Origin of the sequence: Sphingomonas sp. 67-41 (genome assembly GCF_001899725.1) — a bacterium.
Classification (GTDB): Bacteria; Pseudomonadota; Alphaproteobacteria; order Sphingomonadales; family Sphingomonadaceae; genus Sphingomonas; species Sphingomonas leidyi.
Map to the genome: position 1 here is coordinate 45,057 of NZ_MKWJ01000011.1, position 22,414 is coordinate 67,470.

General features: G+C 68.4%; 20 protein-coding genes. 9 read left to right on the forward strand and 11 right to left on the reverse strand.

The window, feature by feature from the left end; genetic code table 11:
- Positions 1-30: 30 nt before the first annotated feature.
- A complete protein-coding gene (gene recG / locus BGP17_RS05960) occupies positions 31-2,088 on the forward strand; it encodes an ATP-dependent DNA helicase RecG (protein ID WP_286711342.1) in 2,058 nt (685 codons plus the stop codon).
- Between the two features lie 71 nt (positions 2,089-2,159).
- Here the strand turns inward: recG and BGP17_RS05965 are convergent, their stop codons facing one another.
- Both BGP17_RS05965 and BGP17_RS05970 read right to left on the reverse strand, forming a co-directional pair.
- Positions 2,160-2,459, reverse strand: coding sequence for a hypothetical protein (locus BGP17_RS05965; protein WP_167298517.1), 300 nt, complete (start codon positions 2,457-2,459; stop codon positions 2,160-2,162).
- A gap of 349 nt (positions 2,460-2,808) precedes the next feature.
- Positions 2,809-4,227, reverse strand: coding sequence for a right-handed parallel beta-helix repeat-containing protein (locus BGP17_RS05970; RefSeq protein WP_286711343.1), 1,419 nt, complete (start codon positions 4,225-4,227; stop codon positions 2,809-2,811).
- A gap of 190 nt (positions 4,228-4,417) precedes the next feature.
- Here BGP17_RS05970 and BGP17_RS05975 point away from each other — a divergent pair, with 190 nt between their 5' ends.
- Positions 4,418-4,606 (forward strand): hypothetical protein, encoded by a 189-nt coding sequence (locus BGP17_RS05975; RefSeq protein ID WP_167298519.1) that lies wholly within the window; start codon positions 4,418-4,420, stop codon positions 4,604-4,606.
- A gap of 37 nt (positions 4,607-4,643) precedes the next feature.
- On the opposite strand, the gene BGP17_RS05980 is transcribed toward BGP17_RS05975, so the two are convergent.
- Both BGP17_RS05980 and tyrS read right to left on the reverse strand, forming a co-directional pair.
- Positions 4,644-4,964: a PilZ domain-containing protein gene (locus BGP17_RS05980; RefSeq protein ID WP_280279222.1), complete on the reverse strand. Its 321-nt coding sequence runs from the start codon at positions 4,962-4,964 to the stop codon at positions 4,644-4,646.
- A 111-nt stretch (positions 4,965-5,075) separates the two neighbouring features.
- Complete coding sequence (gene tyrS, locus BGP17_RS05985) at positions 5,076-6,302, reverse strand: tyrosine--tRNA ligase (RefSeq protein ID WP_286711400.1); 1,227 nt, start codon at positions 6,300-6,302, stop codon at positions 5,076-5,078.
- Between the two features lie 293 nt (positions 6,303-6,595).
- On the opposite strand from tyrS, the gene BGP17_RS05990 reads away from it, so the two are divergent.
- The 6 genes from BGP17_RS05990 (at position 6,596) to BGP17_RS06015 (ending at position 13,679) form a co-directional block, all read left to right on the forward strand.
- Entirely contained in the window at positions 6,596-8,083 is a 1,488-nt protein-coding gene (locus tag BGP17_RS05990) for an alginate export family protein (protein ID WP_380926294.1), read from the forward strand.
- 42 nt (positions 8,084-8,125) lie between these two features.
- The gene (locus BGP17_RS05995) at positions 8,126-8,641 is read left to right on the forward strand and encodes a DOMON-like domain-containing protein (RefSeq protein ID WP_286711345.1); all 516 of its coding nucleotides are present in this window, start codon (positions 8,126-8,128) and stop codon (positions 8,639-8,641) included.
- A gap of 63 nt (positions 8,642-8,704) precedes the next feature.
- Positions 8,705-9,901 carry an exo-beta-N-acetylmuramidase NamZ family protein gene (locus tag BGP17_RS06000; RefSeq protein ID WP_286711346.1) on the forward strand — a complete coding sequence of 399 codons (1,197 nt, stop codon included), beginning with the start codon at positions 8,705-8,707 and terminating at the stop codon, positions 9,899-9,901.
- A 44-nt stretch (positions 9,902-9,945) separates the two neighbouring features.
- Positions 9,946-11,148, forward strand: coding sequence for a hypothetical protein (locus BGP17_RS06005; RefSeq protein WP_286711347.1), 1,203 nt, complete (start codon positions 9,946-9,948; stop codon positions 11,146-11,148).
- Positions 11,149-11,184: 36 nt separating this feature from the next.
- The gene (locus BGP17_RS06010) at positions 11,185-12,285 is read left to right on the forward strand and encodes a DUF2336 domain-containing protein (protein ID WP_286711348.1); all 1,101 of its coding nucleotides are present in this window, start codon (positions 11,185-11,187) and stop codon (positions 12,283-12,285) included.
- Positions 12,282-13,679, forward strand: coding sequence for a sensor histidine kinase (locus BGP17_RS06015; RefSeq protein WP_286711349.1), 1,398 nt, complete (start codon positions 12,282-12,284; stop codon positions 13,677-13,679). The genes BGP17_RS06010 and BGP17_RS06015 overlap by 4 nt, the downstream gene beginning before the upstream one ends.
- Positions 13,680-13,728: 49 nt before the next feature.
- On the opposite strand, the gene BGP17_RS06020 is transcribed toward BGP17_RS06015, so the two are convergent.
- The 4 genes from BGP17_RS06020 to gltX all read right to left on the reverse strand — a co-directional run bounded on the left by BGP17_RS06020 (position 13,729) and on the right by gltX (position 17,237).
- Positions 13,729-14,046: a hypothetical protein gene (locus BGP17_RS06020; RefSeq protein ID WP_167298525.1), complete on the reverse strand. Its 318-nt coding sequence runs from the start codon at positions 14,044-14,046 to the stop codon at positions 13,729-13,731.
- Between the two features lie 87 nt (positions 14,047-14,133).
- Positions 14,134-14,382 carry a hypothetical protein gene (locus BGP17_RS06025; protein ID WP_286711350.1) on the reverse strand — a complete coding sequence of 83 codons (249 nt, stop codon included), beginning with the start codon at positions 14,380-14,382 and terminating at the stop codon, positions 14,134-14,136.
- Between the two features lie 98 nt (positions 14,383-14,480).
- On the reverse strand, positions 14,481-15,764 hold the full coding sequence (locus tag BGP17_RS06030) for a citrate synthase (protein WP_167298527.1): 1,284 nt from the start codon (positions 15,762-15,764) through the stop codon (positions 14,481-14,483).
- 33 nt (positions 15,765-15,797) lie between these two features.
- Positions 15,798-17,237, reverse strand: a complete 1,440-nt coding sequence (gene gltX, locus BGP17_RS06035; RefSeq protein ID WP_286711351.1) for a glutamate--tRNA ligase — start codon at positions 17,235-17,237, stop codon at positions 15,798-15,800.
- A gap of 82 nt (positions 17,238-17,319) precedes the next feature.
- Here gltX and BGP17_RS06040 point away from each other — a divergent pair, with 82 nt between their 5' ends.
- Positions 17,320-19,431, forward strand: a complete 2,112-nt coding sequence (locus tag BGP17_RS06040) for a ComEC/Rec2 family competence protein (protein WP_286711352.1) — start codon at positions 17,320-17,322, stop codon at positions 19,429-19,431.
- Between the two features lie 20 nt (positions 19,432-19,451).
- Here BGP17_RS06040 and lexA read toward each other — a convergent pair whose 3' ends face one another.
- Genes lexA through BGP17_RS06055 form a run of 3 tightly spaced genes read right to left on the reverse strand, consistent with a single transcriptional unit; the run spans position 19,452 to position 22,376 of the window.
- A complete protein-coding gene (gene lexA, locus BGP17_RS06045) occupies positions 19,452-20,144 on the reverse strand; it encodes a transcriptional repressor LexA (RefSeq protein WP_286711353.1) in 693 nt (230 codons plus the stop codon).
- Between the two features lie 58 nt (positions 20,145-20,202).
- Complete coding sequence (locus tag BGP17_RS06050; protein WP_286711354.1) at positions 20,203-21,387, reverse strand: molybdopterin molybdotransferase MoeA; 1,185 nt, start codon at positions 21,385-21,387, stop codon at positions 20,203-20,205.
- Positions 21,388-21,425: 38 nt separating this feature from the next.
- Positions 21,426-22,376: a PilZ domain-containing protein gene (locus BGP17_RS06055; protein ID WP_286711355.1), complete on the reverse strand. Its 951-nt coding sequence runs from the start codon at positions 22,374-22,376 to the stop codon at positions 21,426-21,428.
- Between the last annotated feature and the right edge of the window lie 38 nt (positions 22,377-22,414).

Sequence of the window (22,414 nt, forward strand, 5' to 3'; positions counted from 1 at the left end):
CGCGCCATCGCAGGGATTAGGTCGGGGCCCATGCGTCCCGAGATCCTCAATCCGCTCTTCGCCGAAGTCACGGCGCTCAAGGGGATCGGTGCCGCCCTGGCCAGGCCGCTCGAGCGGCTGGGCCTGGCGCGCGTCGTCGACGTCGCCTTCCACCTTCCCACCGGCTTCATCGACCGCATTCCGCGCGACGCCCTGGCGGCGTCGGACGCAGGCCGGATCATCGCGATCGAACTGACCCCGGTGCAATATCGCTTCGGCGGCAATGCCCGTTCGCCCGCGCGGGTGCAGGCGGTGGACGCGCACGGCAACCATGCCAGCCTCGTCTTCTTCGGCGGCAATTCCGGCTGGGCGAAGAAACTGCTCCCCCTGAACGAGAAGCGCTGGGTGTCCGGCCGGCTCGACCAATATGGCCAGGAGTTGCAGATCGTGCATCCCGAGGTCGCGCTGCCCGAAGAGGCGGAAGGCGGCGGGCGCGAAGCGATCTATCCCTGTTCCGAGGGCATCACTTCCAAGCGGATCGCGGCGCTGGCCGCCCAGGCGATCGCGCGCGCGCCCGAACTGCCCGAATGGATCGAGCCGAGCCTGAAGGACCGGCGCCAATGGCCCGGCTGGAAGGAGGCGCTGGCCCGCATCCATGCCGATCCCGCCGATGCCAAGGCGCGCGAGCGGCTCGCCTATGACGAAGTGTTCGCCAACCAGCTCGCGCTGATGCTGGTGCGCGGCGAGGCGCGGGCCAAGCGCGGCCGGCCGCTCACCGGCGACGGGCGACTGCGCGACGGGCTCCGGCTACCCTATACGCCCACCGGCGCCCAATCGCGCACGATCCGCGAGATCGAGGGCGACATGGCGCAGAGCCAGCCGATGCTCCGCCTGCTCCAGGGCGATGTCGGCTCGGGCAAGACGCTGGTGGCGACGATGGCGCTGCTGATCGCCGCCGAGGCGGGGGCACAGGGCGCGATGCTGGCTCCCACCGAGATCCTCGCCCGCCAGCATTACGAGAATCTCTCGCGCCTGCTTGCCGGGCTCGACATCCGCATCGCGATCCTCACCGGGCGCGACAAGGGCAAGGTGCGCGAGGCCATTCTGATGGGGCTAGCCGCCGGCGAGATCGACATATTGGTGGGCACCCATGCGATCTTCCAGCAGGGCGTGACCTATCGCGACCTAGGGCTGGTGGTGGTGGACGAGCAGCATCGCTTCGGCGTGGCCGAGCGGCTGATGCTCCAGGCCAAGGCGCAGGTGCCGCCGCACCTGCTGGTGATGACCGCCACGCCGATCCCGCGCACGCTGCAGCTGGCCAGCCATGGCGAGATGGACGTGAGCCGGCTGGACGAGATGCCGCCCGGCCGCCAGCCGATCCAGACGACGGTGATTTCCGAGGACAAGCTCGACGCGGTGATTGCCGGGCTGGGCCGGCATCTCGATGCGGGCAAGCAGGCCTATTGGGTATGCCCGCTGGTGGAGGAGAGCGAGAAGACCGACCTCGCCGCCGCCGAGCATCGTGCCGCCACGCTCACCGCGCGGTTCGGCGACAAGGTCGGGCTCGTCCATGGCCGGATGAAGGGGCCGGAGAAGGACGCGGTGATGGCGCGCTTCGCCGGCGGCGAGCTGGGCGTGCTGGTGGCGACCACGGTGATCGAAGTGGGCGTCGACGTGCCCAATGCCACGCTGATCGTGATCGAGGCGGCGGACCGCTTCGGCCTGGCCCAGCTCCACCAGCTGCGCGGGCGCGTGGGCCGGGGTGGGGGGCAGTCGCACTGCATCCTGCTGCGCGGGGAGAAGCTCGGCGAGACGTCGCGGGCGCGGCTGGCGCTGATGCGCGACACCACCGATGGCTTCCTGATCGCCGAGCGCGACCTGGAGCTGCGCGGCGCGGGCGAGATACTCGGCACCCGCCAATCGGGCGAGCAGACGTTTCGGCTGGCGACGCCCGAGAGCCTGGCGACGCTGATCGCGGCGGCGAATGCCGATGCGCGGCTGCTCGAGGACCAGGACCGCGCGCTGCACACCGCTCGCGGCGAGGCGGCGCGGATCGCGCTGTACCTGTTCGAGCGCGACGCGGCGGTGAGCTTATTGCGGGCGGGATAGGGCTACCCGCACGCTCTCCTTCCGGCGGGTTCGCCGCCGCCGATCGATCGGCGGCGGCTATCCGGTTGCACTCAGTCCGCGCGGCGCGGCGTGACCTTAATCGACTGCGCGGGCAGCGGGATGCCGCTTGGATCGAAGATATTCGGGCTGAACGCCTTGTCCCGGCTGCTCGGGCAGTTGAGCGGCCCCACCGTGCCTGGGGTGCCATCCTTGTTGTAGCAGGCGACCGATCCCGGTTGCGATCCGTTTATCCAGCTACCCGAACATGTTCGAGTACAACCGTTGGAGAAGGTGTGGACCTGATCGGCCGAAGCCGGCGTCGCCCAAGCAGACATCGCGAACAATGCTGTTCCTGCAATATATACCTTCATTTCAGCTTCCCTCCTTTAGTGGGAGTCAATGCTTCTCATTGGACGATATTATGCAAGCTGAATGGTGTGTTGTAGAACAGAAAGAAGATATACGTAATATATGAGAATGGCCAAGAACCGATATCGACGAAGATATCGCCATGGCCTTCTCCTGTCTTGCCGATGCTCCGGGGGTTCATTCAAGGACGGCGCAAAGCTATCCTCTCTCGTCTTCGCGGAGATCGCGAAGGAGGGGCGCTTGCCTCAAGGGGAGGCTCGCTTGCTCGCGGGCGATCCGGCTGTTCGTGGAACCGGGCGCTGCAACGGATAGGCCGCCGGCGACAGAAATCGCCGACGGCCGTTCGGGAAATCAGGTACGGAACACCAGAACGGTCAAGGTTCCCGAGAACCCGCCATCGCTTGCTCCGGTGAAATTCCGCAGGTCCACGCGCACGGTATCGGGGCCGATGCAATTGCCGGCGGCTTCCCAGCCAGGCTTGAGGCCGGTGTGAGTCACTTCGATCCGGTCGCCACTGGCCGCACCGGGAATGATGACGTTGAACGAATCGCTCAGGCCGTGACCGATGCTGGGCGATGCGGTGTAGGACTGGCGGTGCAGGAGCGGCGCGCTGCGGTTAAGCAATGCACTTGCCCCGCTGCCCTGGAAATCGGTGAAGGACACCAGCCCGTTCGCTTCATTCTCGGTATTGTCCTCGACGACGATGTGGCTGACATATGTGTTGCCCACCGAAAAAGACCCGAGCCGATTGCGAATGAAATAGAACCTGTCGGCGCAATCGACGATATTGACGCTGAGGCCTTTATTGTCGACGAAGACGAAGTTATTCGAGATATACTCGCCCGCGCTGTCGCCGTTCTGCACGAAGCAATTTTCCGTCGCCTCGAAGTAATTCGAATCGAATTTGACCTGGGTGCTCCAATTATAGGAAACCACGTCGGCGCCGGCATAATTTCCCTGGATCGCATTCGCGCGAATGCTGAGCAATGAGGCTGTCCAGATCCCGATGCCGATCCCATTGCGTTCGATCATATTGCCGACGACATTTCCGGTCGTGGTCGCCGCTCTGAGATCCAGGCCGATCATGTTGAACCGGATGTGGCATTCCGAGATCGTATACGCATAGCCCTGATGGGTCCTGATGCCGGTTCCGAAGCATTCGATCATGCAGTTTCGAACCGAGCTCATGGGCTCGAATTCCCATTCGATGGCCGTCTGCGTCGAATCGCAGCCGGCATAGCCGTTGCCGGCCTGGGTCGTGAACTGGCCATAGGTGACGGCGATGCTTGCGCCCTTCACGCCGGCACCCACCAGGCCGAGGCCATCCAGCGAAAGGACCTGAGGGTAGCCCATGCCAGGATAGCCGGCGTTGGAGACGGTGGTGCCGCCCTTGAGAAAGGTGCCGTTCCCGGTGAACTTGACGACCGAACGCGCCGCGCCTTCGCCATGGAGCGCGACGACCGGGATCTCCTTGCCGGTTGCAGCCTTGATCGCCGCGAAATCGAAGTTCCCGGATACCAGATAGGGAACGCCGTTCTCGGTGCCGGGGAAGAATACCGGCTTGTTGGTGAGCAGCGCCGCCATAAGGGCAGCGGTGTTGTCCGTCACGCCGTCACCGACCCCGCCGAAATCCAGGATCGAAACGGTTTCGCGAAGCTTGTCCGCCGTCGTTCGATGCGATGCGCCGCCGCCCGACTGGGCGAAGCCGACCATATCGGCGCCCTTGCCGGCCGCAGATGCGGCAAGGTCCGTATCGATCACATATGCCATGCTCGTTCTCCAAATCTCCATCGCCACGCGCGACGAGAACATTTGAAGAACATTGGAAATCCTACATTGCAAGCGGCAACGCTCTTCGGCGAAGCCGGGCCGGCGGCCCTGCCGGCGCACGGATCCAGGATGCCGGGACTCGGAATCCATGCTATCATCCTACGCATCGAACGCAGGAAGAGAGGCTTCTATGCGAAGGTCCTGGTGGTTGGCGGCGGGGCTGCTGGCAGTCGCGATCGGCCTGGTGGCCGTGGTTTACGAAGGGGCCCTGGCGGCGATGCGCCTGGACATGCCCCATTGGGTGATCCTCATGCTGGCCGTCGCCGTGCCGCTGGCGCTCGGCAAGGCCGCGGATCGCGTCTGGCGCCAGTTGCGATAGGGGCCCTGCATTCCGGTCGCGGGAAGGGGGAAGGCGCCTATTTCGCCTTCACCATCGTCGAGATCAGCTCGTAATAGCTGGCGAGATCGATCGCGCGCTCGAACTGGCAGCCGATCCGGCCACCCAGCGCCCAGCGCACATCGGCCACCACGGTGCCCGCATGCGGCAGCACCACGCGGATGCGCGCGCCCGTCTCGAACGGATCGTCGCATCGCGCCATCAGGCCATGCGGCGAGATGTTGACGATGATGAAGTTCAGCTGCTTCGCATCGGGGCCGAAGGCGCGCGCGCGGTAATAGACGTCTTCACGCCCCTCCCGCCGGATCTCCGAATAAGCCAGGTTCGATCCAAAATTCACGCACGGCCTCATGAAACGCTTGAGGTACGTCTGCGGTTGATACCGTTACCGCGTGAATCTCGTTGCAACGAAGACGCTTAACAGCGACTTATCAGGCCTGTCCGAGGAATGTCATGCGGGCACCAGCATCCCGTGCCTCTTCCTGCCGAAGCTGAGCTTGACCGGCGCGGCCACCGCGATCTCGAGCATGGGGTCGTGCACCACCTGGTCGTCGACGCGGATCGCGCCCTCGGCGATCTTGCGGCGCGCCTCGCCCTTGGAGGGGCAAAGGCCGAGCGCGATCAGCCCGTCGACCACGGCGATGCTGCCGCCCGCCACCGGATGAGTGGGCAGCGAACCGCCGGCCGAGCCTTCCTCGAACACCTTGCGGGCCGTCTCGGCGGCTTCCTCGGCGGCGGCGCGGCCGCGGCACATGGCAGTCGCCTCGTTAGCCAGGATCTTCTTGGCTTCGTTGATCCCGGCGCCTTCCAGTGCCTCGAGCCGGGCGATCTCGTCCAGCGGCAGGTCGGTGAACAGGCGGAGGAAGCGACCGACGTCGCGATCGTCGGTGTTGCGCCAGAACTGCCAGTAATCGAACGCCGGGAGCTGGTCCTCGTTCAGCCAAACCGCGCCCGACATGGTCTTGCCCATCTTGCCGCCATCGGCCGTGGTGATCAGCGGCGTGGTGACGCCATAGACTTCGGTGCCGTCGACCCGCCGCGCCAGTTCGATGCCGTTGACGATGTTGCCCCACTGGTCCGATCCGCCCATCTGCAGGCGGCAGGCGGCGCGGCGCGACAGCTCCAGGAAATCATAGCCCTGGAGGATCATGTAGTTGAACTCGAGGAACGAGAGCGACTGTTCACGATCGAGGCGCAGCTTCACCGAATCGAAGCTCAGCATCCGGTTGATCGAGAAATGCCGACCGATGTCGCGCAGGAAGGGGATATATTCCAGCTTGTCGAGCCAGTCGGCATTGTCGACCATCACCGCATCGCTGGGGCCGTCCCCGAAGGTGAGGAACTTCTCGAACACGGTCTTGATCGAGGCGACGTTCGCGCGGATCGTCTCGTCGGTCATCAGCTTGCGCGCCTCGTCCTTGAACGAGGGGTCGCCGATCTTGCCGGTGCCGCCGCCCATGAGGACGATCGGCTTGTGCCCCGCCTGCTGGAGGCGGCGCAGCAGCATGATCTGGACGAGGCTGCCGACGTGCAGCGAAGGCGCGGTGGGATCGAAGCCGATATAACCGGGCACGACCTGCCTGGTGGCGAGATCGTCAAGCGCCTCCGGGTCGGTAACCTGGTGGATGTAACCGCGTGTGGAGAGCAGGCGGAGCAGATCGGACTTGAATTCGGTCATGATGCGCGCCGCATAGCCGAGGCGCGCGGGCGCGTCATCCCCGGCCAGGATATGCGACAGGTCCGGAGAATGTGCGGAATATCGCACGACGCTGATAGGGGGTGTCACCAGATTCGCACGCTTTAGGCTTGTCGCTGGAAGGCCTATGTGGATAAGTATCTGTGAAGATATGAATTTTCTCGGATGCTTTGCCGGGCGGCGGGCTTTGGCAAGTGGCTGTACAATGGCCGGACATCAACATCGTCCGTCACGAAACCGGCCGAGTATCCGAGAGAGGATTCGATCCCGTGCCCATAGCGCTGCGCGCCCTTGCCGGCGGCACCGTGCCGCTTGCCTTGCTGCTGACCGGCGGCGCGGCGGCGGCGCAGGCCGTCCGGGAGGTTCCGGCCGCGGCGCCACAGGACAAGGCGGGGGGCGGGAGCTATCCCGCGGCGGCGGCGGGCGACGGCGCGGTCCCCGGCGGCTACAGCCTGTCGCGCTGGGCCGAGGACTGGCGGGCGATGCGCGACCCGGCGCGACGCGACGATCCGCTGGACCGGCTGAAATTCCTGCCGCTCGACGCGGATGGCGACATCTATCTGACGCTGTCCGGCGAGGCGCGGCTGCGCGTCAACCTGACGAGCAATCCGGGCCTGCGCGCGGCGCCGCACCAGCGGCAGGACATCAACCGGCTGGTCGCCGGGGCCGACCTCCATCTGGGCCCGCATCTGCGCCTGTACGGGGAAGTCGCGCATGGCGGCATTTCGGGGCGGGAGCTGGGCGTGCCGGCGGCTTCGCTGCGCAACGACCTCGTCTTCCAGCAATATTTCGCCGAGGCGACCGCCGAGCTGGGCGGGGTGGCGATCGGTGCCCGTTATGGTCGGCAGGAATTCACCGACGGGCCCAACCTGCTGGTCTCGCAGCGCGACAACAACACGATCCGCTATACGCTGAACGGCGTCCGGGCCTGGGCACGGAGCAGCTGGCTGCGGGTCGACCTGTTCGATCTGCGGCCCACGGCCTATGGCGATCTAGGTCCCGACGACGACGTCAACGATCCCGCGCGCCGTTTCTCGGGCGTGACCTTCGGCATCGCGCTGCCGAAGACCTGGTTGGGCGGCTCGAAGCTCTATCTCGATCCCTTTCTGTGGCGCCGGCGCAACGATGTGGGCGCCTGGGGCGGCCGGGTGGGCCCTGCGCGGCGCTATTATGCCGGCGCGCGGCTGTGGGGCGATGTGGGGCGAGTCGCGATCGACTGGTCGGTCAACCATCAATGGGGCCGCTATATCGGCCAGGACATCGATGCGTGGCAGGCATTCTTCGCCCAGAGCTATCGCCTCGGCAAATCCGCCACCGCGCCGCGCATCGGCTTCCATGCCGATTATGCCAGCGGCGGGGGCGGCTATGGCGATGGCAGGCTGCGCAACGCCTATGCCCCGTTCGGCAACAACATCTATTACAGCTACCAGCTGTTCCTGACCCCCTCGAACCTGATCACGGTGGCGCCGACGCTGGCCTTCTCGCCCGTGAAGGGGGTACGGCTGACGGCGGAGTATGAGCTGGCCTGGCGCGACGATGCGCGCGATGCGGTGTACCGCGCCAACGGCCAGCCCTTTGCCGGCACGCAGAAGGTCGCGGATCGCAAGATCGCGGACGTGAGCCGGGCGCAGCTGGTCTGGACGATCTCGCCGCGCCTCTCCGTCACCGGCCGGTACGAGCATCTGGCGGCCGGCCCGTCGCTCGCCAAGGCCGGGTATCGCAGCTCCGATTTCCTGTCCGGCTGGGTCAGCTTCCGGTTCTGAACCCGTTTCGCCGATCGGGCGAACTGGGCTAGGGCGGGGCGCATGCCACGCCATGTCCCTCTGGTCCCGCATCCCGCCCATCCGCCGCATGGGGTGGAGCGCGTCGAGGCCACCGCCGATATCCGGCGCGGCCCGAGCATCCTTGCCTATCGCGTGACGGGATCGATGCCGAAGCTGCCGGCGCCCGCCATGCCGGAGCGGACCGACGGGCTATGGCGGCACACCTGCTTCGAACTGTTCGTGAAGCCGGCGGGCGGCGAGGGCTATTTCGAGTATAATTTCTCGCCTTCGACGCAGTGGGCGGCGTACCGGTTCGACGGGTATCGCGAGGGCATGCGCGACCAGCCGCTCGTCGCGCCGGTGATCGAGCCGCTGGAGGACGGCATCCGCGTGCAGGTCGATCTGGGCGCATTGCCCGGCGGCGTCTGGCACGTCGCCATCACGGCGGTGATCGAGGAGACGGATGGCGCCAAATCCTATTGGTCCACCGCGCACGGCCCGGGGGCGCCCGATTTCCATGCGCCAGGCAGCTTCGTGATCGAGGTGCCGGCGGGATAGCCTGCCAGCTGGGCGCGACGATCCGGCTTGCTTCGCCGCCGAACTCCCGGCACCTGCTGCGCCATGAAATTCGGCATCGACCGGCTGCTCGCCGACCCTGAGCTTCGTCGCCCCCTCGCGGGCAAGCGCGTGGCGCTGCTCGCGCACCCCGCCTCGGTGACGGCGGACCTGACGCATTCGCTGGACGCGCTGGTCGCCGCCGGGCTCGACGTCTCGGCGGTATTCGGTCCGCAGCACGGCGTGCGCGGCGACCTGCAGGACAATATGATGGAGTCGCCCGACTTCACCGATCCCACCTATGGCATGCCGGTGTTCAGCCTCTATGGCGAGGTGCGCCGGCCGACCGGCCAGTCGATGGGCACGTTCGACGTGCTGCTGGTCGACCTCCAGGACGTGGGCTGCCGCATCTACACCTTCGTGACGACCCTGCTCTACGTGCTCGAGGCGGCGGCGGCGCACGGCAAGAGCGTGTGGGTGCTCGACCGGCCCAATCCCGCCGGCCGGCCGGTGGAGGGCACGACCCTCCTCCCGGGCTGGGAGAGCTTTGTCGGCGCCGGGCCGATGCCGATGCGCCACGGCATGACGCTGGGCGAGATGGGGCATTGGTTCATCGCCCAGTTCAGGCTGGACGTCGACTATCGGGTGGTCGCGATGGAAGGCTGGCAGCCTGATGCCGCCCCGGGCTTCGGCTGGCCGCCCGAGCGGCCCTGGATCAACCCGAGCCCCAATGCCGCCAATGTCAACATGGCGCGTGCCTATGCGGGCACGGTGATGCTGGAGGGGACGCTGCTCTCGGAAGGGCGGGGCACCACGCGGCCGCTCGAGCTGTTCGGCGCGCCCGACATCGATGCGAAGGCGGTGATCGCCGAGATGCGCGCGCTGGCACCGGCATGGCTCGCCGGCTGCTCGCTGCGCGATCTCTGGTTCCAGCCGACGTTCCACAAGCATGTGGGCCAGCTCTGCTCGGGTGTGTTCATCCATGCCGAGGGGCAGGCCTATGACCATCGCGCCTTCCGGCCCTGGCGGCTCCAGGCCCTGGGCTTCAAGGCGATCCGCAAGCTGTATGGCGATTACCCGCTGTGGCGCGACTTCCCCTATGAATATGTCTTCGACAAGCTGGCGATCGACGTGATCAACGGCGGCCCGGACCTGCGCGAATGGGTCGACGATGCCGGGGCCGAGCCGGGCGATCTCGACGCGCGCACCGCGCCGGACGAGGCGGCCTGGGAAGAGGCGCGGCGGGGGCATCTGCTTTACTGACTTCACGCCCTTCCAGGGAGGGGATCAGCGGGGATTTGATTGTCGTGCATGAACCCCTTAACCACCCCAAGATGCTCGCGGGGCTCATATTCGCAGTCGAGGAGGCCGAGGGGCGTCCGGGGACGCTGATGGCGACATTGCCCTTTGGCGGGATGACGCTGCTCGAATATCAGGCGCGGCTGCTGTTCGGCGCCGGGGCCGAGCAGGTGCTCGTCGCGGTCGGCAAGATGACGCCGGCGCTGCTCGCCGCGGTCAACCGCGCCGCCAAGCGCCATCCCCGGATCGAGATCGTCCGCTCGGCCGAGGAAGCGGCCGAGAAGATCGCGCCCGGTGCGCAGGTGCTGGTGATGGCCGACGGACTGGTCACCACCGATCCGGTGATGGACAAGATGGCGACGGCGAGCGGCGAGGCGCTGCTCGTCACCGACGATCCGGCCTCGCCCGCCGCGATCGAGCGCCTCGACATGCGCGACAGCTGGGCCGGCGTCGCCCGGATCACGGTGGAGCAGCTCGCCCAGATCGCGCAGATGCCCGAGGATTACGACTTCCAGTCGGCGCTGCTGCGGGTCGCCGCGCAATCGGGCGCCGAACATGTCCCGCTCACTGCGGGCTGGCTCAAGAGCGGCCATGCGGTGGAGCGCAGTGTCGAGGGGCTGGCGGCACGCAACACCGGGGTGCTCGCTGCGCTTACCGAGCGACGCACCGACTGGGCGGACCGCTGGGTGTTCACCCGCGCCGCACGGATCGCGCTGCCCGAGCTGGTGGGCCGCAACGTGCCCGGCTGGTCGCTGAGCATCGCCGGCGGCGCGATCGCCGCGCTGGCGCTCGTCCTCACCGCGATGCGCTGGCCCGGGGCGGGCACCGTCGCCGCGCTGGCCGGCACCGCGACGCTAGCCACCGGCGCGGCGATGGCGGTGCTGCGCGGCGAGGACAAGCGCGCGCGCCTGCTCGAATGGGCGATCTTCGCGCTGTTCGCCCTGATCGCGCTGCTCATCGGCTGGGGCGAGTTCGCCGCCACGGCCAGCACCACGCCGCCGGTGCTCGCCCTGGTGGCCATGGCAGCCCAATTGCTCGTCGAGCGCGCGCCCTCCCGGCCGAAGCGCTGGTGGTCCAGCCCCTCGGCGCATCTGCTCATCCTGACGCCGTTCGCGCTGGCCGGATTCGCCACGATCGGCCTTGCTGCGGTTGCGATATATTCCTTCGCCACGCTCGCCGCGGCGGTTGAGGGCGCACGCGAAAAAGCTTAGTCTCGTCTTAAGGACATTTCCGCTAGCTTGAGGTCGATGTCGGATAATCCCGTCGACATGCGCGATGGTTCGGCCGTCGGCGCCCGGGAGCTGCTCGCACGTGCGGCGGCTGCGGAGCTGCGCGCCTATAGGGGTCTGATGGTCGCGGTCGAAGATTTCTTCCTGCCCGAGGAGGCACGGCTCGACGAGCATAGCCGCGCAGGCCTGGCCGCGCTGCTTCGCGGGCTCGTGGAGACCGTGGAAGGCGAGATTCGCGAGCATGCGGTGCGCCTGCTCACCGGGCGCGGCGAAGCGGAGCTGGTCGGCGCGCTGATCGAGCCGGGTACTGCCGTGCTCGCGCGCCTATGGTCGTCCGGCCTGCTGCGCGACGGCGACCTGATGGCCGAGCTGATCGCCCGGGTGCGCCAGGAGATGCTGGGCACGGCGCTGCCCATGAGCGCGCCGGACGACCCCGAGCGGCCCAGCCTGATCAACCGATTCGTCCAGCACCCCGACCGGGTGGTCGCCGCCAGCGCCATGGCCGTGCTGATCGCCGAAAGTCGCCGCAGGACGAGTCCCGAAGTGGGACAATTCCAGACCGAGCTTCCCGCCGAACTGCACCACAAGCTGGTGTGGTGGACGGCCGCCGCGCTCCGCGAAGGGGTGGAGGGCATCAACGAGGCGCTCGACCGGGCACTTTGCGACGCGGCGCAGCGCAGCCTCGCCGCCTATGACGAGGGCGACCGGCTCGAGGCCGCCGCGATGCGCTTCGCCGCTGCGATCGACGCCCAGCCGGGTGAGCTTTCGGGCATGCTTGTCGAATCGCTCGGCGACCGGCGGGTCGTGCTGTTCATCGCGCTGCTCGCCCATGCGATGGGCGTGCCCTATGCGCTCGCCCGCGATCTCGTGCTCGATCCCGCCGCCGAGCGGCTGTGGCTGGCGCTGCGTGCGCTCGAGATCGGCCGCGAGGGCGTGGCCCAGATCGGCTATGCGCTGAGCGAGGCCGATCCGCGGCGCGACCTGGAGAAATTCGCCGACACGCTCGATACGATCGCCGCGATCGCCCCGGCCGAGGCGCGCAATGCGCTGGCGCCACTCCGGCTCGATCCCGATTATCGCGCGGCGCGGATCGCATTGCAGCGGGGTGGGGCGAAGTGAACGTCATCGACCCCAATCTTCCGCTGTCGATCGCCAGGCTGGACGCCGAAGGACGGCTGATCGACGCCGAGGCACGGCTGTTCGAGCTCAACATGCGTGCCGGCGGCACGATCGGCGCCCCGCTCGCCGTGCCGCAGATCGCCACGCTCGCACGGCTCTCGCAGCGGCTGGGCATCGCCATCTCGCGCAACGTCATCGCCGCGGATGGCGAGGACGATCTCGAATTGTGGGTGCGGGCCGAGCCCGAGCAGGGCGGCGTGCGCCTCGAAGTCAGCGGCTGGCGGCTGCGACCGGGCTGGCGCGCGCCGGCCGGCGAGCCCGAGCGCGACGGCGACTTCTTCCGCTCGGCGGCCGACTGGTTGTGGGAGACCGACGCGTCGCTGCGCATCACCTTCCTCTCGATCGAGGCGGGCGCGCGCTACGGGTTCGACAGTTCGATGATGCTCGGCCAGCCGCTGACTCGGCTCTTCCGGCTCGAACAGGACGAGGCCGGCGAATTGCCGATCCTTTCCGCGGTCGCGGCGCACGGGCGGTTCGACGGGCAGAAGGCCGAACTGCGCGGCACCGGCCGGATGGTGCGCCTGGCCGCCACGCCGCGCACCGATCCGGGCGGCCGCTTCGCCGGTTTCGTGGGGGCGGCGCACATGCTGGACCAGGCGATGCCGGCCGCGCCCAAGGTGGATGCGCCGGTGCCCGCCGCCGCCGTGCCCTTTGGCGGCTTCCCCGATTCGTTCAGCCAGCGGCTCGACCGGGCGCTGCGCGGACCGCTCGGCAAGATCATCGCCAATGCCGATTCGATCAGCGCGCAGACCGAAGGGCCGCTCAAGCCCGATTATGCGGAATATGCGAGCGATATCGCCAATGCCGGGCGGCATCTGCTCGGGCTGGTCGACGACCTGGTCGATCTGCAGGCGATCGAGCGCGACGATTTCGACACGGCGGACGAGGAGATCGACCTGGCCGATGTCGCGCGCCGCGCCGCCGGGCTGCTCGCGGTGCGCGCCGCCCAGGCCGAGGTGCGGATCGACCGGCCGGCAATGGACGAGAGCATTCCGGTGCAGGGCGAGTTTCGCCGCGCGCTGCAGGTGCTGGTCAACCTGATCGGCAATGCGGTGCGCTATTCGCCGCCGGGCGGGATGGTGTGGATCCGGCTGGAGCGCGACGAGGCGCGCGGCCATGTGATCGTCGCCGATCAAGGCAAGGGCATCGCCCAGGCCGATCAGGAGAAGATCTTCGAGAAGTTCGGCCGCGTCGATCCGAACGAGCCCGGCGGATCGGGGCTGGGCCTCTACATCGCCCGCCGGCTCGCCCGGGCGATGGGCGGCGACCTGGTGGTGGACAGCGCGCCGGGGCAGGGCGCCCGCTTCGTGTTCAGCCTGCCGATCCGGCAATAGGGCGCCCGCCGGAACCCGGCGGACGCCCCAGCAGCCTCCTCAGGCTCGATCAGCGGCGATAGCAGACCGTCACGCGGCGATGATGGCGCCATTCGGTGCGGCAATAGCGATTGCCGCGATGATAGCGGCCGCGATCCCAGCCGCGACCACGGTCCCAGCCGCGGCCGCGATCCCAACCGCGATGGCGGCCGCGATCCCAATGGCGGCGGTCACGGTCGCGATGGCGCCAGTCCTGCGCCGCCGGCGCGGCGGCTGCCAGCGCGATCACGCTGGTGGTGGGTACCGGCGCGGCAGCGGCCGGCGTTGCGGCGCTGGCAATGCCGACAGTGGCGAGCGCGGCCGCGGCGATCAGCTTGGCAAGGTTCATTTCGAGTCTCCATTCCTCTCTTCCCGCATGGGCAGAACGATAGAGAAGCGATTGAGTCGCGTTGCTGAACCCGTTCGTATGCTGCGGTTAAGGTTGGCGCTCTCCGCGCTCGGCGCGGCGGGCGGCCTTGCGCTCGGCGCTGGTAGGGACGAGGCGGGCCCCGCCGACCAGGATCGCGCTCAGCAAGGCGATGACGCCGCCGCGGATCGCCCAGGTCTGGCTGCCGATCATCGGGCTGGAAGCAGGCAGATGGAGGATGCCGAGGCCCTGGAGCATGAACACCACGCCCGCGAGGATGCCGAGGATGCCGGCGAGGATCAGGATGTTCTGGCGCATTCCACGACTCCGAAGCGAAGGTCGCGGATGGTTAACCGAAAACGCCGCCCCCGCGAAGGCAGGGACGGCGTTTTCGAGCCGATACCGGGAAGGGCGGCTCAGCGCTGGCCGACGGGCACGTAATCGCGCTGCACGGGGCCGGTGTAGAGCTGGCGCGGACGGCCGATCTTCTGCTCGGGATCCGAGATCATTTCGTTCCACTGCGCCACCCAGCCCACGGTGCGGGCCAGCGCGAACAGCGCGGTGAACATGGTGGTCGGGAAGCCGATCGCCGAGAGGATCACGCCCGAATAGAAGTCCACGTTCGGGAACAGCTTCTTCTCGATGAAATAGGGGTCGTTGAGCGCCATTTCCTCGAGCTGCAGCGCCACTTCGAACACCGGGTCGTTGACCTTGAGCGCGTCGAACACCTCGCGCACCGTCTTCTGCATCACGGTCGCGCGGGGATCGTAGTTCTTGTAGACGCGGTGGCCGAAGCCCATCAGGCGGAACGGGTCGTTCTTGTCCTTGGCGCGGGCGATATATTCGGGAATGCGCTCCGGACGGCCGATCTCGCGCAGCATGTTGAGCGCCGCCTCGTTGGCGCCGCCATGCGCCGGGCCCCACAGACAGGCGATGCCCGCCGCGATGCAGGCGAAGGGATTGGCGCCCGACGAACCGGCGAGGCGCACGGTCGAGGTCGAGGCGTTCTGCTCATGGTCGGCATGGAGGATGAAGATGCGGTCCAGCGCCTTCTCGACGACCGGGTTCACTTCATAGGGCTCCGCCGGCACGCCGAAGGTCATGCGCAGGAAATTGCCGGTGTAGCTCAGGTCGTTCTGCGGATAGAGGAACGGCTGGCCGACGCTGTACTTGTAGGCCATCGCCGCGATCGTCGGCATCTTCGCGATCAGCCGGTGCGACGCGATCATCCGCTGCTGCGGATCGGTGATGTCGGTTGAATCGTGATAGAAGGCCGAAAGCGCGCCGACCACGCCGCACATCACCGCCATCGGGTGCGCGTCGCGGCGGAAACCGCGATAGAAGGTCGCCAGCTGCTCGTGCAGCATCGTGTGGCGGGTGATCGTGTGGCTGAACTTGTCGAGCTCGTCCTGCGAGGGCAGCTCGCCGTTCAGCAGGAGGTAGCTGACCTCCATGAAGCTCGAATGCTCGGCGAGCTGGCCGATCGGATAGCCGCGATGGAGCAGCACGCCCTCGTCGCCGTCGATATAGGTCAGGCCCGATTCGCACGACGCGGTCGACGTGAAGCCGGGGTCGTAGGTGAACATGCCGGTCTGGCCATAGAGCTTGCGGATGTCGATGACGTCCGGTCCGACGCTGCCCGACAGGACCGGATACTCGACATCCTTCCCCGGAACCTGCAGCTTCGCGGTATCGCTCATAAACGTCGTCCTATCTTTGGGCCGGGCCTGGAATCAGGCCGGCACGGTCATCTGATCAGCGATGCGGGCCAGGCTCTCCTCGCGCCCCAGCAGAGCCAGGACGTCGAAGATGCCCGGGGACGTCCGGCGCCCGGTGAGCGCCGCGCGCAAAGGCTGCGCGGCCGCACCGAGCTTGACACCCGCATCTTCCGCAACGGTGCGTACCGCCGCTTCGAGCGCTTCCGTATCCCAGCTTTCCACGCCGTCAAGCGCGGCGTGCAGCTGGGCCAGCAGCGCCCGCGCGTCGCCCTCTAGCAGAGCCTGGGCACCGTCGTCCAATTCCAGTGGGCGGGTGCGAAACAGGAAGGCCGCTCCGTCCGCCAATTCGAGGAGATTCGCGGCGCGCGGCTTCAGTGCGGCCATGCTGCGGCGCAGAAGATCCCGCTGCGATTCCGAAAGTTCGAAACCGATTCGCGCGGCTACCAGATCGGCGAGGCGATCATCGTCCGTGGCGCGGATATAGTGGCCGTTGAGATTCTCGAGCTTCTTGAGGTCGAAGCGGGAGGGCGACTTGCCGACGCCGGACAGCTCGAACCATGCGATCGCCTGTTCGCGGCTGATGATCTCGTCGTCGCCATGCCCCCAGCCGAGCCGGAGCAGATAGTTGGACAGCGCCTCGGGCAGGATGCCGAGTTGGTCGCGATATTCGTCGACCGCGACGGCATTCTTGCGCTTCGACATCTTGGTGCCGTCGGGATTGAAGATCAGCGGGATGTGCGCGTACTGGGGCTCTTCCCAGCCTCCCTCGATCGCCTGCATGGCGCGATAGATCGGCAGCTGGCGGAACGCGTTGTTGAGGTGATCGTCGCCGCGGATCACATGCGTCACGCCCATGTCGTGATCGTCGACCACCACTGCGAGCATATAGGTCGGCGTGCCGTCCGAACGGAGCAGGACGAGATCGTCCAGCTCGCTGTTGTTGACGGTGACCGGGCCCTGGACATGATCCTCGATCGTCACCGCGCCTTCTCGCGGCGCCTTCAGGCGGATGACATAGGGCGCGTTGCCGCCCTCGGCGGGGTCGCGGTCGCGCCAGCGGCCGTCATAGCGCAGGGGCTGCTTGTTCGCCTTCTGCTCGGCGCGCATCGCCTCCAGCTCCTCGGCGGTGGCGAAGCACTTATAGGCATGGCCATGTGCGAGCATCGTGCGCGCGACTTCGGCGTGCCGCTCGGCACGGGCGAACTGATAGACTTCGTCGCCGTCCCAATCGAGGCCCAGCCAGCGCATCCCGTCGAGGATCGCGGCAATCGCCGGCTCGGTCGAGCGCGCGCGATCGGTATCCTCGATGCGCAGCAGGAACTTGCCGCCATGATGGCGGGCGAACAGCAGGTTGAACAGCGCGGTGCGCGCGCCGCCGATGTGGAGAAAACCCGTAGGCGACGGCGCGAACCGCGTGACGACCCGTTTCGCACCCGTATCAGATGTTGCGCCCAACCGCGCTTGCTCCCAGACTAGATTTCCGATGGCCCATTCAGCCGCCGCAGGCGCCCCTAGCACGGGGTTTTCCCACCTTCAAATGGGGGGTGCGGCACTGTTCCGCCAGACCGGGGAGGCAGTCGAGCGCTGGCTCGAGGCGGAACGGGCGCAGTTGCCGCTCTGGCTGCCCGTGGCGCTGGGCGGCGGGATCACCGCCTGGTTCCTGCTCTCCGACGCGACGCGCTGGATCGCGTTCCTGCTTGCAGCGGGCGCGGTGGCGCTGCTGGGGCTGGTGCTGCCCGGGCGGCTGGGGCGGGTGCTGCTGCTCGGCGGGCTTGCCCTGGCAGCTGGGTGCGCGCTGATCTGGTGGCGGGCGGAACATGTCGCGGCGCCCGTGCTGGCGCGGCCGGCAGTGGTGGAGATGACCGGCCGCGTGGCGGCCGTCGAGCCGCTGCCGGCGCGCGCGCTGGTGCGGGTGACGCTGTTGCCGGGCCGGCGCGACCTGCCGCCGCGGGTGCGCGTGAACCTGGCGGCGAAGGACGTGCCCGAAGGCGTGGCGCGCGGCGCGACGGTGCGGCTGCGGGCCCGGCTGATGCCGCCCGCGGGCGCGTCGGTGCCGGGCGGTTACGACTTCGCCCGCGCGGCATGGTTCAACGGCCTGGGGGCGACGGGCAAGGGCTTTGCCCCGGTGGACGTGGTGGCGCCCGCCGAAGCATCGGGCGCGGACCTGCGCGCCGCGCTCTCGGCGCATATCCAGTCGCGTATTCCCGGCAGCGGCGGCGGCATCGCTTCCGCGCTCGCCACGGGGGACGAAGGCGCGATCGCCGAAGCCGATGTCGAGGCGATGCAGCGCTCGGGCCTTGCGCACCTTCTCTCGGTGAGCGGGCTGCACGTGACGGCGGTGACCGCGGCGGCGATGCTGCTGGTGCTCAAGCTGCTCGCCCTGAGCCCGACGCTGGCGCTGCGCTGGCGGCTGCCGCTGGTCGCGGCCGGGGCGGGGGCGCTGGCCGCGATCGGCTATACCTGGCTCACCGGCGCCGAAGTGCCGACGATCCGCTCCTGTGTCGCCGCGCTGCTCGTGCTGCTGGCGCTCAGCCTGGGACGCGAGGCGATCACGCTGCGGCTCGTCGCGGCAGGCGCGCTGCTCGTGCTGCTGCTCTGGCCCGAGGCGCTGGCGGGGGCCAGCTTCCAGCTGAGCTTTGCGGCGGTGACGGCGATCGTCGCGTTGCACGAGAGCCCGCGCATGCATCGCTGGTTCGGCAAGCGCGAGGAGGGTCGGGGCGCGGCGCTGCTGCGCGGTGCCGGCTCGCTGTTGCTCACCGGGGTGGTGGTCGAACTGGCACTGATGCCGATCGGGCTGTTCCACTTTCACCAGGCCGGCCTCTATGGCGCGCTCGCCAACATCGTCGCCATCCCGCTCACGACCTTCGTGATCATGCCGCTCGAGGCGCTGGCATTGCTGCTCGACCTGATCGGGCTCGGCGATCCCGCCTGGTGGCTCACCGCGCGGACGCTCGACCTGCTGCTCTGGCTGGCCCGGACCGCCGCTTCGGCGCCGGGCGCGGTGGCGGCGCTGCCGGCAATGCCGCACGGCGCCTTCGCGCTGGCGATGGCAGGCAGCCTGTGGCTGGCCCTGTGGCGTACCCGCGTGCGCTGGGTGGGCGCGGTGCCGCTGGCGATCGGGCTGGCCTGGATGCTCGCCACGCCCGCGCCCGATCTGATCGTCACCGGGGACGGGCGGCATCTCGCGATTCGCATGCCCGATGGCAGCATGGCCCTGCTGCGCGACCGGGCGGGGGACTATACCCGGGACATGCTGGCGGAGACGGGCGGTTCCGATGCCGAGCCGGTTGCGCTCGCCGACCAGCCGGGCGCGCGATGCAGCCTGGACCTCTGCATGATCGAGCATCGGGCTGGCGGCCGCGCCTGGCGCGTGGCGGCGACGCGGAGCGGCTATGCGCTGCCCTGGGCCGAGTTCATCGCCCTGTGTCGCAGCGTCGACGTGATGATCAGCGACCGGCGCCTGCCGCCCGGCTGCATGCCGCGCTGGCTCAAGCTCGACCGGCCGGCGCTGGCGAAGACCGGCGGGGTGGCGATCGCCTTTGCCAGCGGGCGGGTGACGATGGTGCGCGGGGCGGGGCGGCACCCCTGGCTCGATCCGTCCAGGGTACAGCCGGCCCGCACTCCCATTGCCGGGGCGCGAAATCCCTAGCTTTCAGCCGGGCCGGGCGCTCAATATTTGCGAAGCAGCCCGGCAAGGCGGCCCTGCACGCGGACCTGGTCGGGACGGTAGCGCTGGGGATTGTAATCGCGATTGGCCGGATCGAGGCGGATCATCGCGCCTTCCTTGCGGAAATATTTCAGCGTCGCTTCATTCTCGTCGATCAGCGCCACCACGATTTCGCCGTCCCGGGCAATCTCGGTGCGGCGGATCAGGGCATAGTCGCCGTCGAGAATGCCGGCCTCGACCATCGAATCGCCCGCCACTTCGAGCGCATAATGCTCGCCCGCGCCGAGCAGCGCGGCGGGAACGGGCAGCATGGCCGAATCCTGCAGCGCCTCGATCGGCGTGCCGGCGGCGATGCGGCCGTGCAGGGGAATCTCGACCACGTCATTGGCGGGAGCCGGGAGTGTCGACGGCGCGGAAGTTGCGGAAGTCGAGGCCATGGGAGACGCGGTTTTCGTTCCCGAAGCCTTCTTGGTCTCGCCCCGTTCCGGCATGCGCAGTACTTCGAGCGCGCGGGCACGATTGGGCAGGCGGCGAATGAACTCGCGCTCCTCCAGTGCCGAGATCAGCCGATGGACACCCGACTTCGACTTGAGGTCGAGCGCTTCCTTCATTTCCTCGAACGAAGGTGACACGCCAGTCTCGGCAAGCCGATCGGCAATGAAGCAGATGAGCTCGTGCTGCTTGCGCGTGAGCATCCAGTTTCTCCCGGTCTGGAACAGACTGGGAACGTTTTTGCAATGTTCCGCTTGCTTGTCAAGCGATGTCGAGGATTTCCGCCGAGTCGCCGGTTTTCGCCTCAGGAGCGCCCGCCGGGCGGACGATCAGGCAGGTGGCGCGCGCCAGCGTGCGCAGCATCGAGGAATCCTGGATCGTCGCGGCGCGGGCATGGCCGTCGATCAGCTCGGCGCGGAGATAATCGGCGCGGGGGCCGGTGGCGGGCAAGGGCTCGCCCAGGGTAACGGTGCGGGTGCGCGGCAGCGGATCGGCGGCACCGGCGAGACGCGCGACCAGCGGACGGACGAAGAGGGTCGCGGTGACGAAGGCAGAGACGGGATTGCCGGGCAGGCCGAGCACCGCCGCATCGCCCAGCCGACCGGCCATCATCGGCTTGCCGGGCCGCAGCGCGATCTTCCAGAAATCGATCGCTGCGCCGGCGGCCTCCAGCGCGGGGCGGACAAGGTCGTGATCGCCGACCGAGGCGCCGCCGGTGGTGACGAGCAGGTCGCAGTCGAGCGCGCGGAACGCCGCTTCGAGCACGTCCTGGCGATCGGGCAGGATGCCGAGGTCGATCAGCTCGACCGGCAGCCCGGCGAGCTGCGCCGCGAGGAGCAGGCGGTTGGTCTCGGGGATCTGGTCGGGGCCAAGCGGCGTGCCGGGAGGAGCGAGCTCGTCGCCGGTGGAAAGCAGCGCGACGCGCACCTTGCGGCGGACGGGCAGGGCGGCATGGCCCGCGATCGCGGCGAGCGCGATCCGGGCGGGCGTGATCGCTTCCCCGGCGCGGATGAGCAGGTCGCCCTGGGCGAAATCGAGCCCGCGCGGACGGACGCTGCTGCCCGGATGCGGCGGGCCTTCGCCGGCGAGCGCGAGGCGGCTGCCGTCGCGGGCGGCTTCCTCCTGCACCAGCACGGTGTCGGCGCCGGGCGGGAGCGGGGCGCCGGTGAAGATGCGCAGCGCCTGGCCGGGGCCGATCCCGCCGCCGAAGCCATGGCCGGCAGCGCTTTCCCCGATCACCTCCCAGGGGCCGGGCAGGTCGGCGAAGCGGATGGCATAGCCGTCCATCGAGGAGAGATCGGAGGCGGGCTGGGTGCGCAGCGCCGCCACGTCCCGGGCCGCCCATCGCCCTGCCGCCTCGGCGAGCGGGCATGTCTCCTCCGCCATCGGCATGGCGCGCGCGAGCAGGCGGCGCTGGGCTTCGGCGACGGGGAGGAAGGCGGACATGGATCCGGCCTAGGCCAGCGCCGCGCACGGCGCCAGCCTCAGGATCGGCCGGCAATCCGCCCCAGGTCGTGCTGCTTCAGCGGCAGGCGGAATTCGCACAGGAAGCGGTGGCGGTCATCGGTTTCGATCACCGAAGCCGGGCCGCCGCCGATGTTCGGCAGCGAGATCCACAGCTGGGCGCCGGTCGCAAAGGGCGCGCGCGTCTCGAACTCGACGAGCTGGGGCGTGATCGCGCGCAGCTTGACGTTCCACCAGCGCACGCCCTCGCGCACGCGTGCCGGCGCGTCGAGGCGGATCGCCTGCTTGTCCGGGATCAGCCCGGTCGGCTCGTGCATCATCGCGATCCGCGTGTGATGCGACGGAGTCTGCTGCACCTGGCGCAGCCACGGCATCAGCACCTGCCAGGGCAGGTCCTCGTCAAAGGCGACGCCGGCGAGATTGCCCTGCGACCATTTCACTGCGCCGTCGAGCGGACGCAGGCCGTCGAAGTTGATCTGCACCAGATCGCCCAGCTGGAGCGCGATATCGGTCTCGAAGCCGCAGCCGCCCTGGGAGAGGTTGCGGCTGCGCGTGAATTCGACCTGGTTGCCGCGGCGCACGCAGATCGTCTGGTGCAGCTCGACGCGAGGCACCGAGCGGCGCTCGGCGGGAAGGGCGGCGAGATTGCGGGCGAGCGTGCCGATCACGTCGATCGGCAAGTCGAACAGGAAGCCCGCCGAGCCCTGCTCGGTCCAGGCGATGCGGCCGGGCAGCGACTGGCCGTTGGCGAGTTCGAGCCGGAGCCCTTCCTCCTCCACCACCTCGTCATCGAGCTGGAGCATGGCGCCGACCGCGCTGAGCTTGCGGATCGCGCAGGCCAGGCGGCCGGTCTCGCCCGCCAGGAAGGCCGAATCGAACGCGGCATGCTCGCCGGGTTCGGCAAGAAGCTGCGTGCCCGGAGGCTCGGCCGACAGGCTGAAAATGGTGGAGGACGCAAGTCCTTGTCGCATAAATGATTTTCCCGCCCCGGCCCATGCGGATAGTGGAG

Coding starts and splice junctions, on each gene's coding strand:
- recG (WP_286711342.1), top strand. CDS start 31: ATGCGTCCCGAGATCCTCAATCCGCTCTTCGCCGAAGTCACGGCGCTC.
- BGP17_RS05965 (WP_167298517.1), bottom strand. CDS start 2,459: ATGAAGGTATATATTGCAGGAACAGCATTGTTCGCGATGTCTGCTTGG.
- BGP17_RS05970 (WP_286711343.1), bottom strand. CDS start 4,227: ATGGCATATGTGATCGATACGGACCTTGCCGCATCTGCGGCCGGCAAG.
- BGP17_RS05975 (WP_167298519.1), top strand. CDS start 4,418: ATGCGAAGGTCCTGGTGGTTGGCGGCGGGGCTGCTGGCAGTCGCGATC.
- tyrS (WP_286711400.1), bottom strand. CDS start 6,302: ATGACCGAATTCAAGTCCGATCTGCTCCGCCTGCTCTCCACACGCGGT.
- BGP17_RS05995 (WP_286711345.1), top strand. CDS start 8,126: ATGCCACGCCATGTCCCTCTGGTCCCGCATCCCGCCCATCCGCCGCAT.
- BGP17_RS06000 (WP_286711346.1), top strand. CDS start 8,705: ATGAAATTCGGCATCGACCGGCTGCTCGCCGACCCTGAGCTTCGTCGC.
- BGP17_RS06010 (WP_286711348.1), top strand. CDS start 11,185: ATGTCGGATAATCCCGTCGACATGCGCGATGGTTCGGCCGTCGGCGCC.
- BGP17_RS06020 (WP_167298525.1), bottom strand. CDS start 14,046: ATGAACCTTGCCAAGCTGATCGCCGCGGCCGCGCTCGCCACTGTCGGC.
- BGP17_RS06025 (WP_286711350.1), bottom strand. CDS start 14,382: ATGCGCCAGAACATCCTGATCCTCGCCGGCATCCTCGGCATCCTCGCG.
- BGP17_RS06030 (WP_167298527.1), bottom strand. CDS start 15,764: ATGAGCGATACCGCGAAGCTGCAGGTTCCGGGGAAGGATGTCGAGTAT.
- BGP17_RS06040 (WP_286711352.1), top strand. CDS start 17,320: ATGGGGGGTGCGGCACTGTTCCGCCAGACCGGGGAGGCAGTCGAGCGC.
- lexA (WP_286711353.1), bottom strand. CDS start 20,144: ATGCTCACGCGCAAGCAGCACGAGCTCATCTGCTTCATTGCCGATCGG.
- BGP17_RS06050 (WP_286711354.1), bottom strand. CDS start 21,387: ATGTCCGCCTTCCTCCCCGTCGCCGAAGCCCAGCGCCGCCTGCTCGCG.
- BGP17_RS06055 (WP_286711355.1), bottom strand. CDS start 22,376: ATGCGACAAGGACTTGCGTCCTCCACCATTTTCAGCCTGTCGGCCGAG.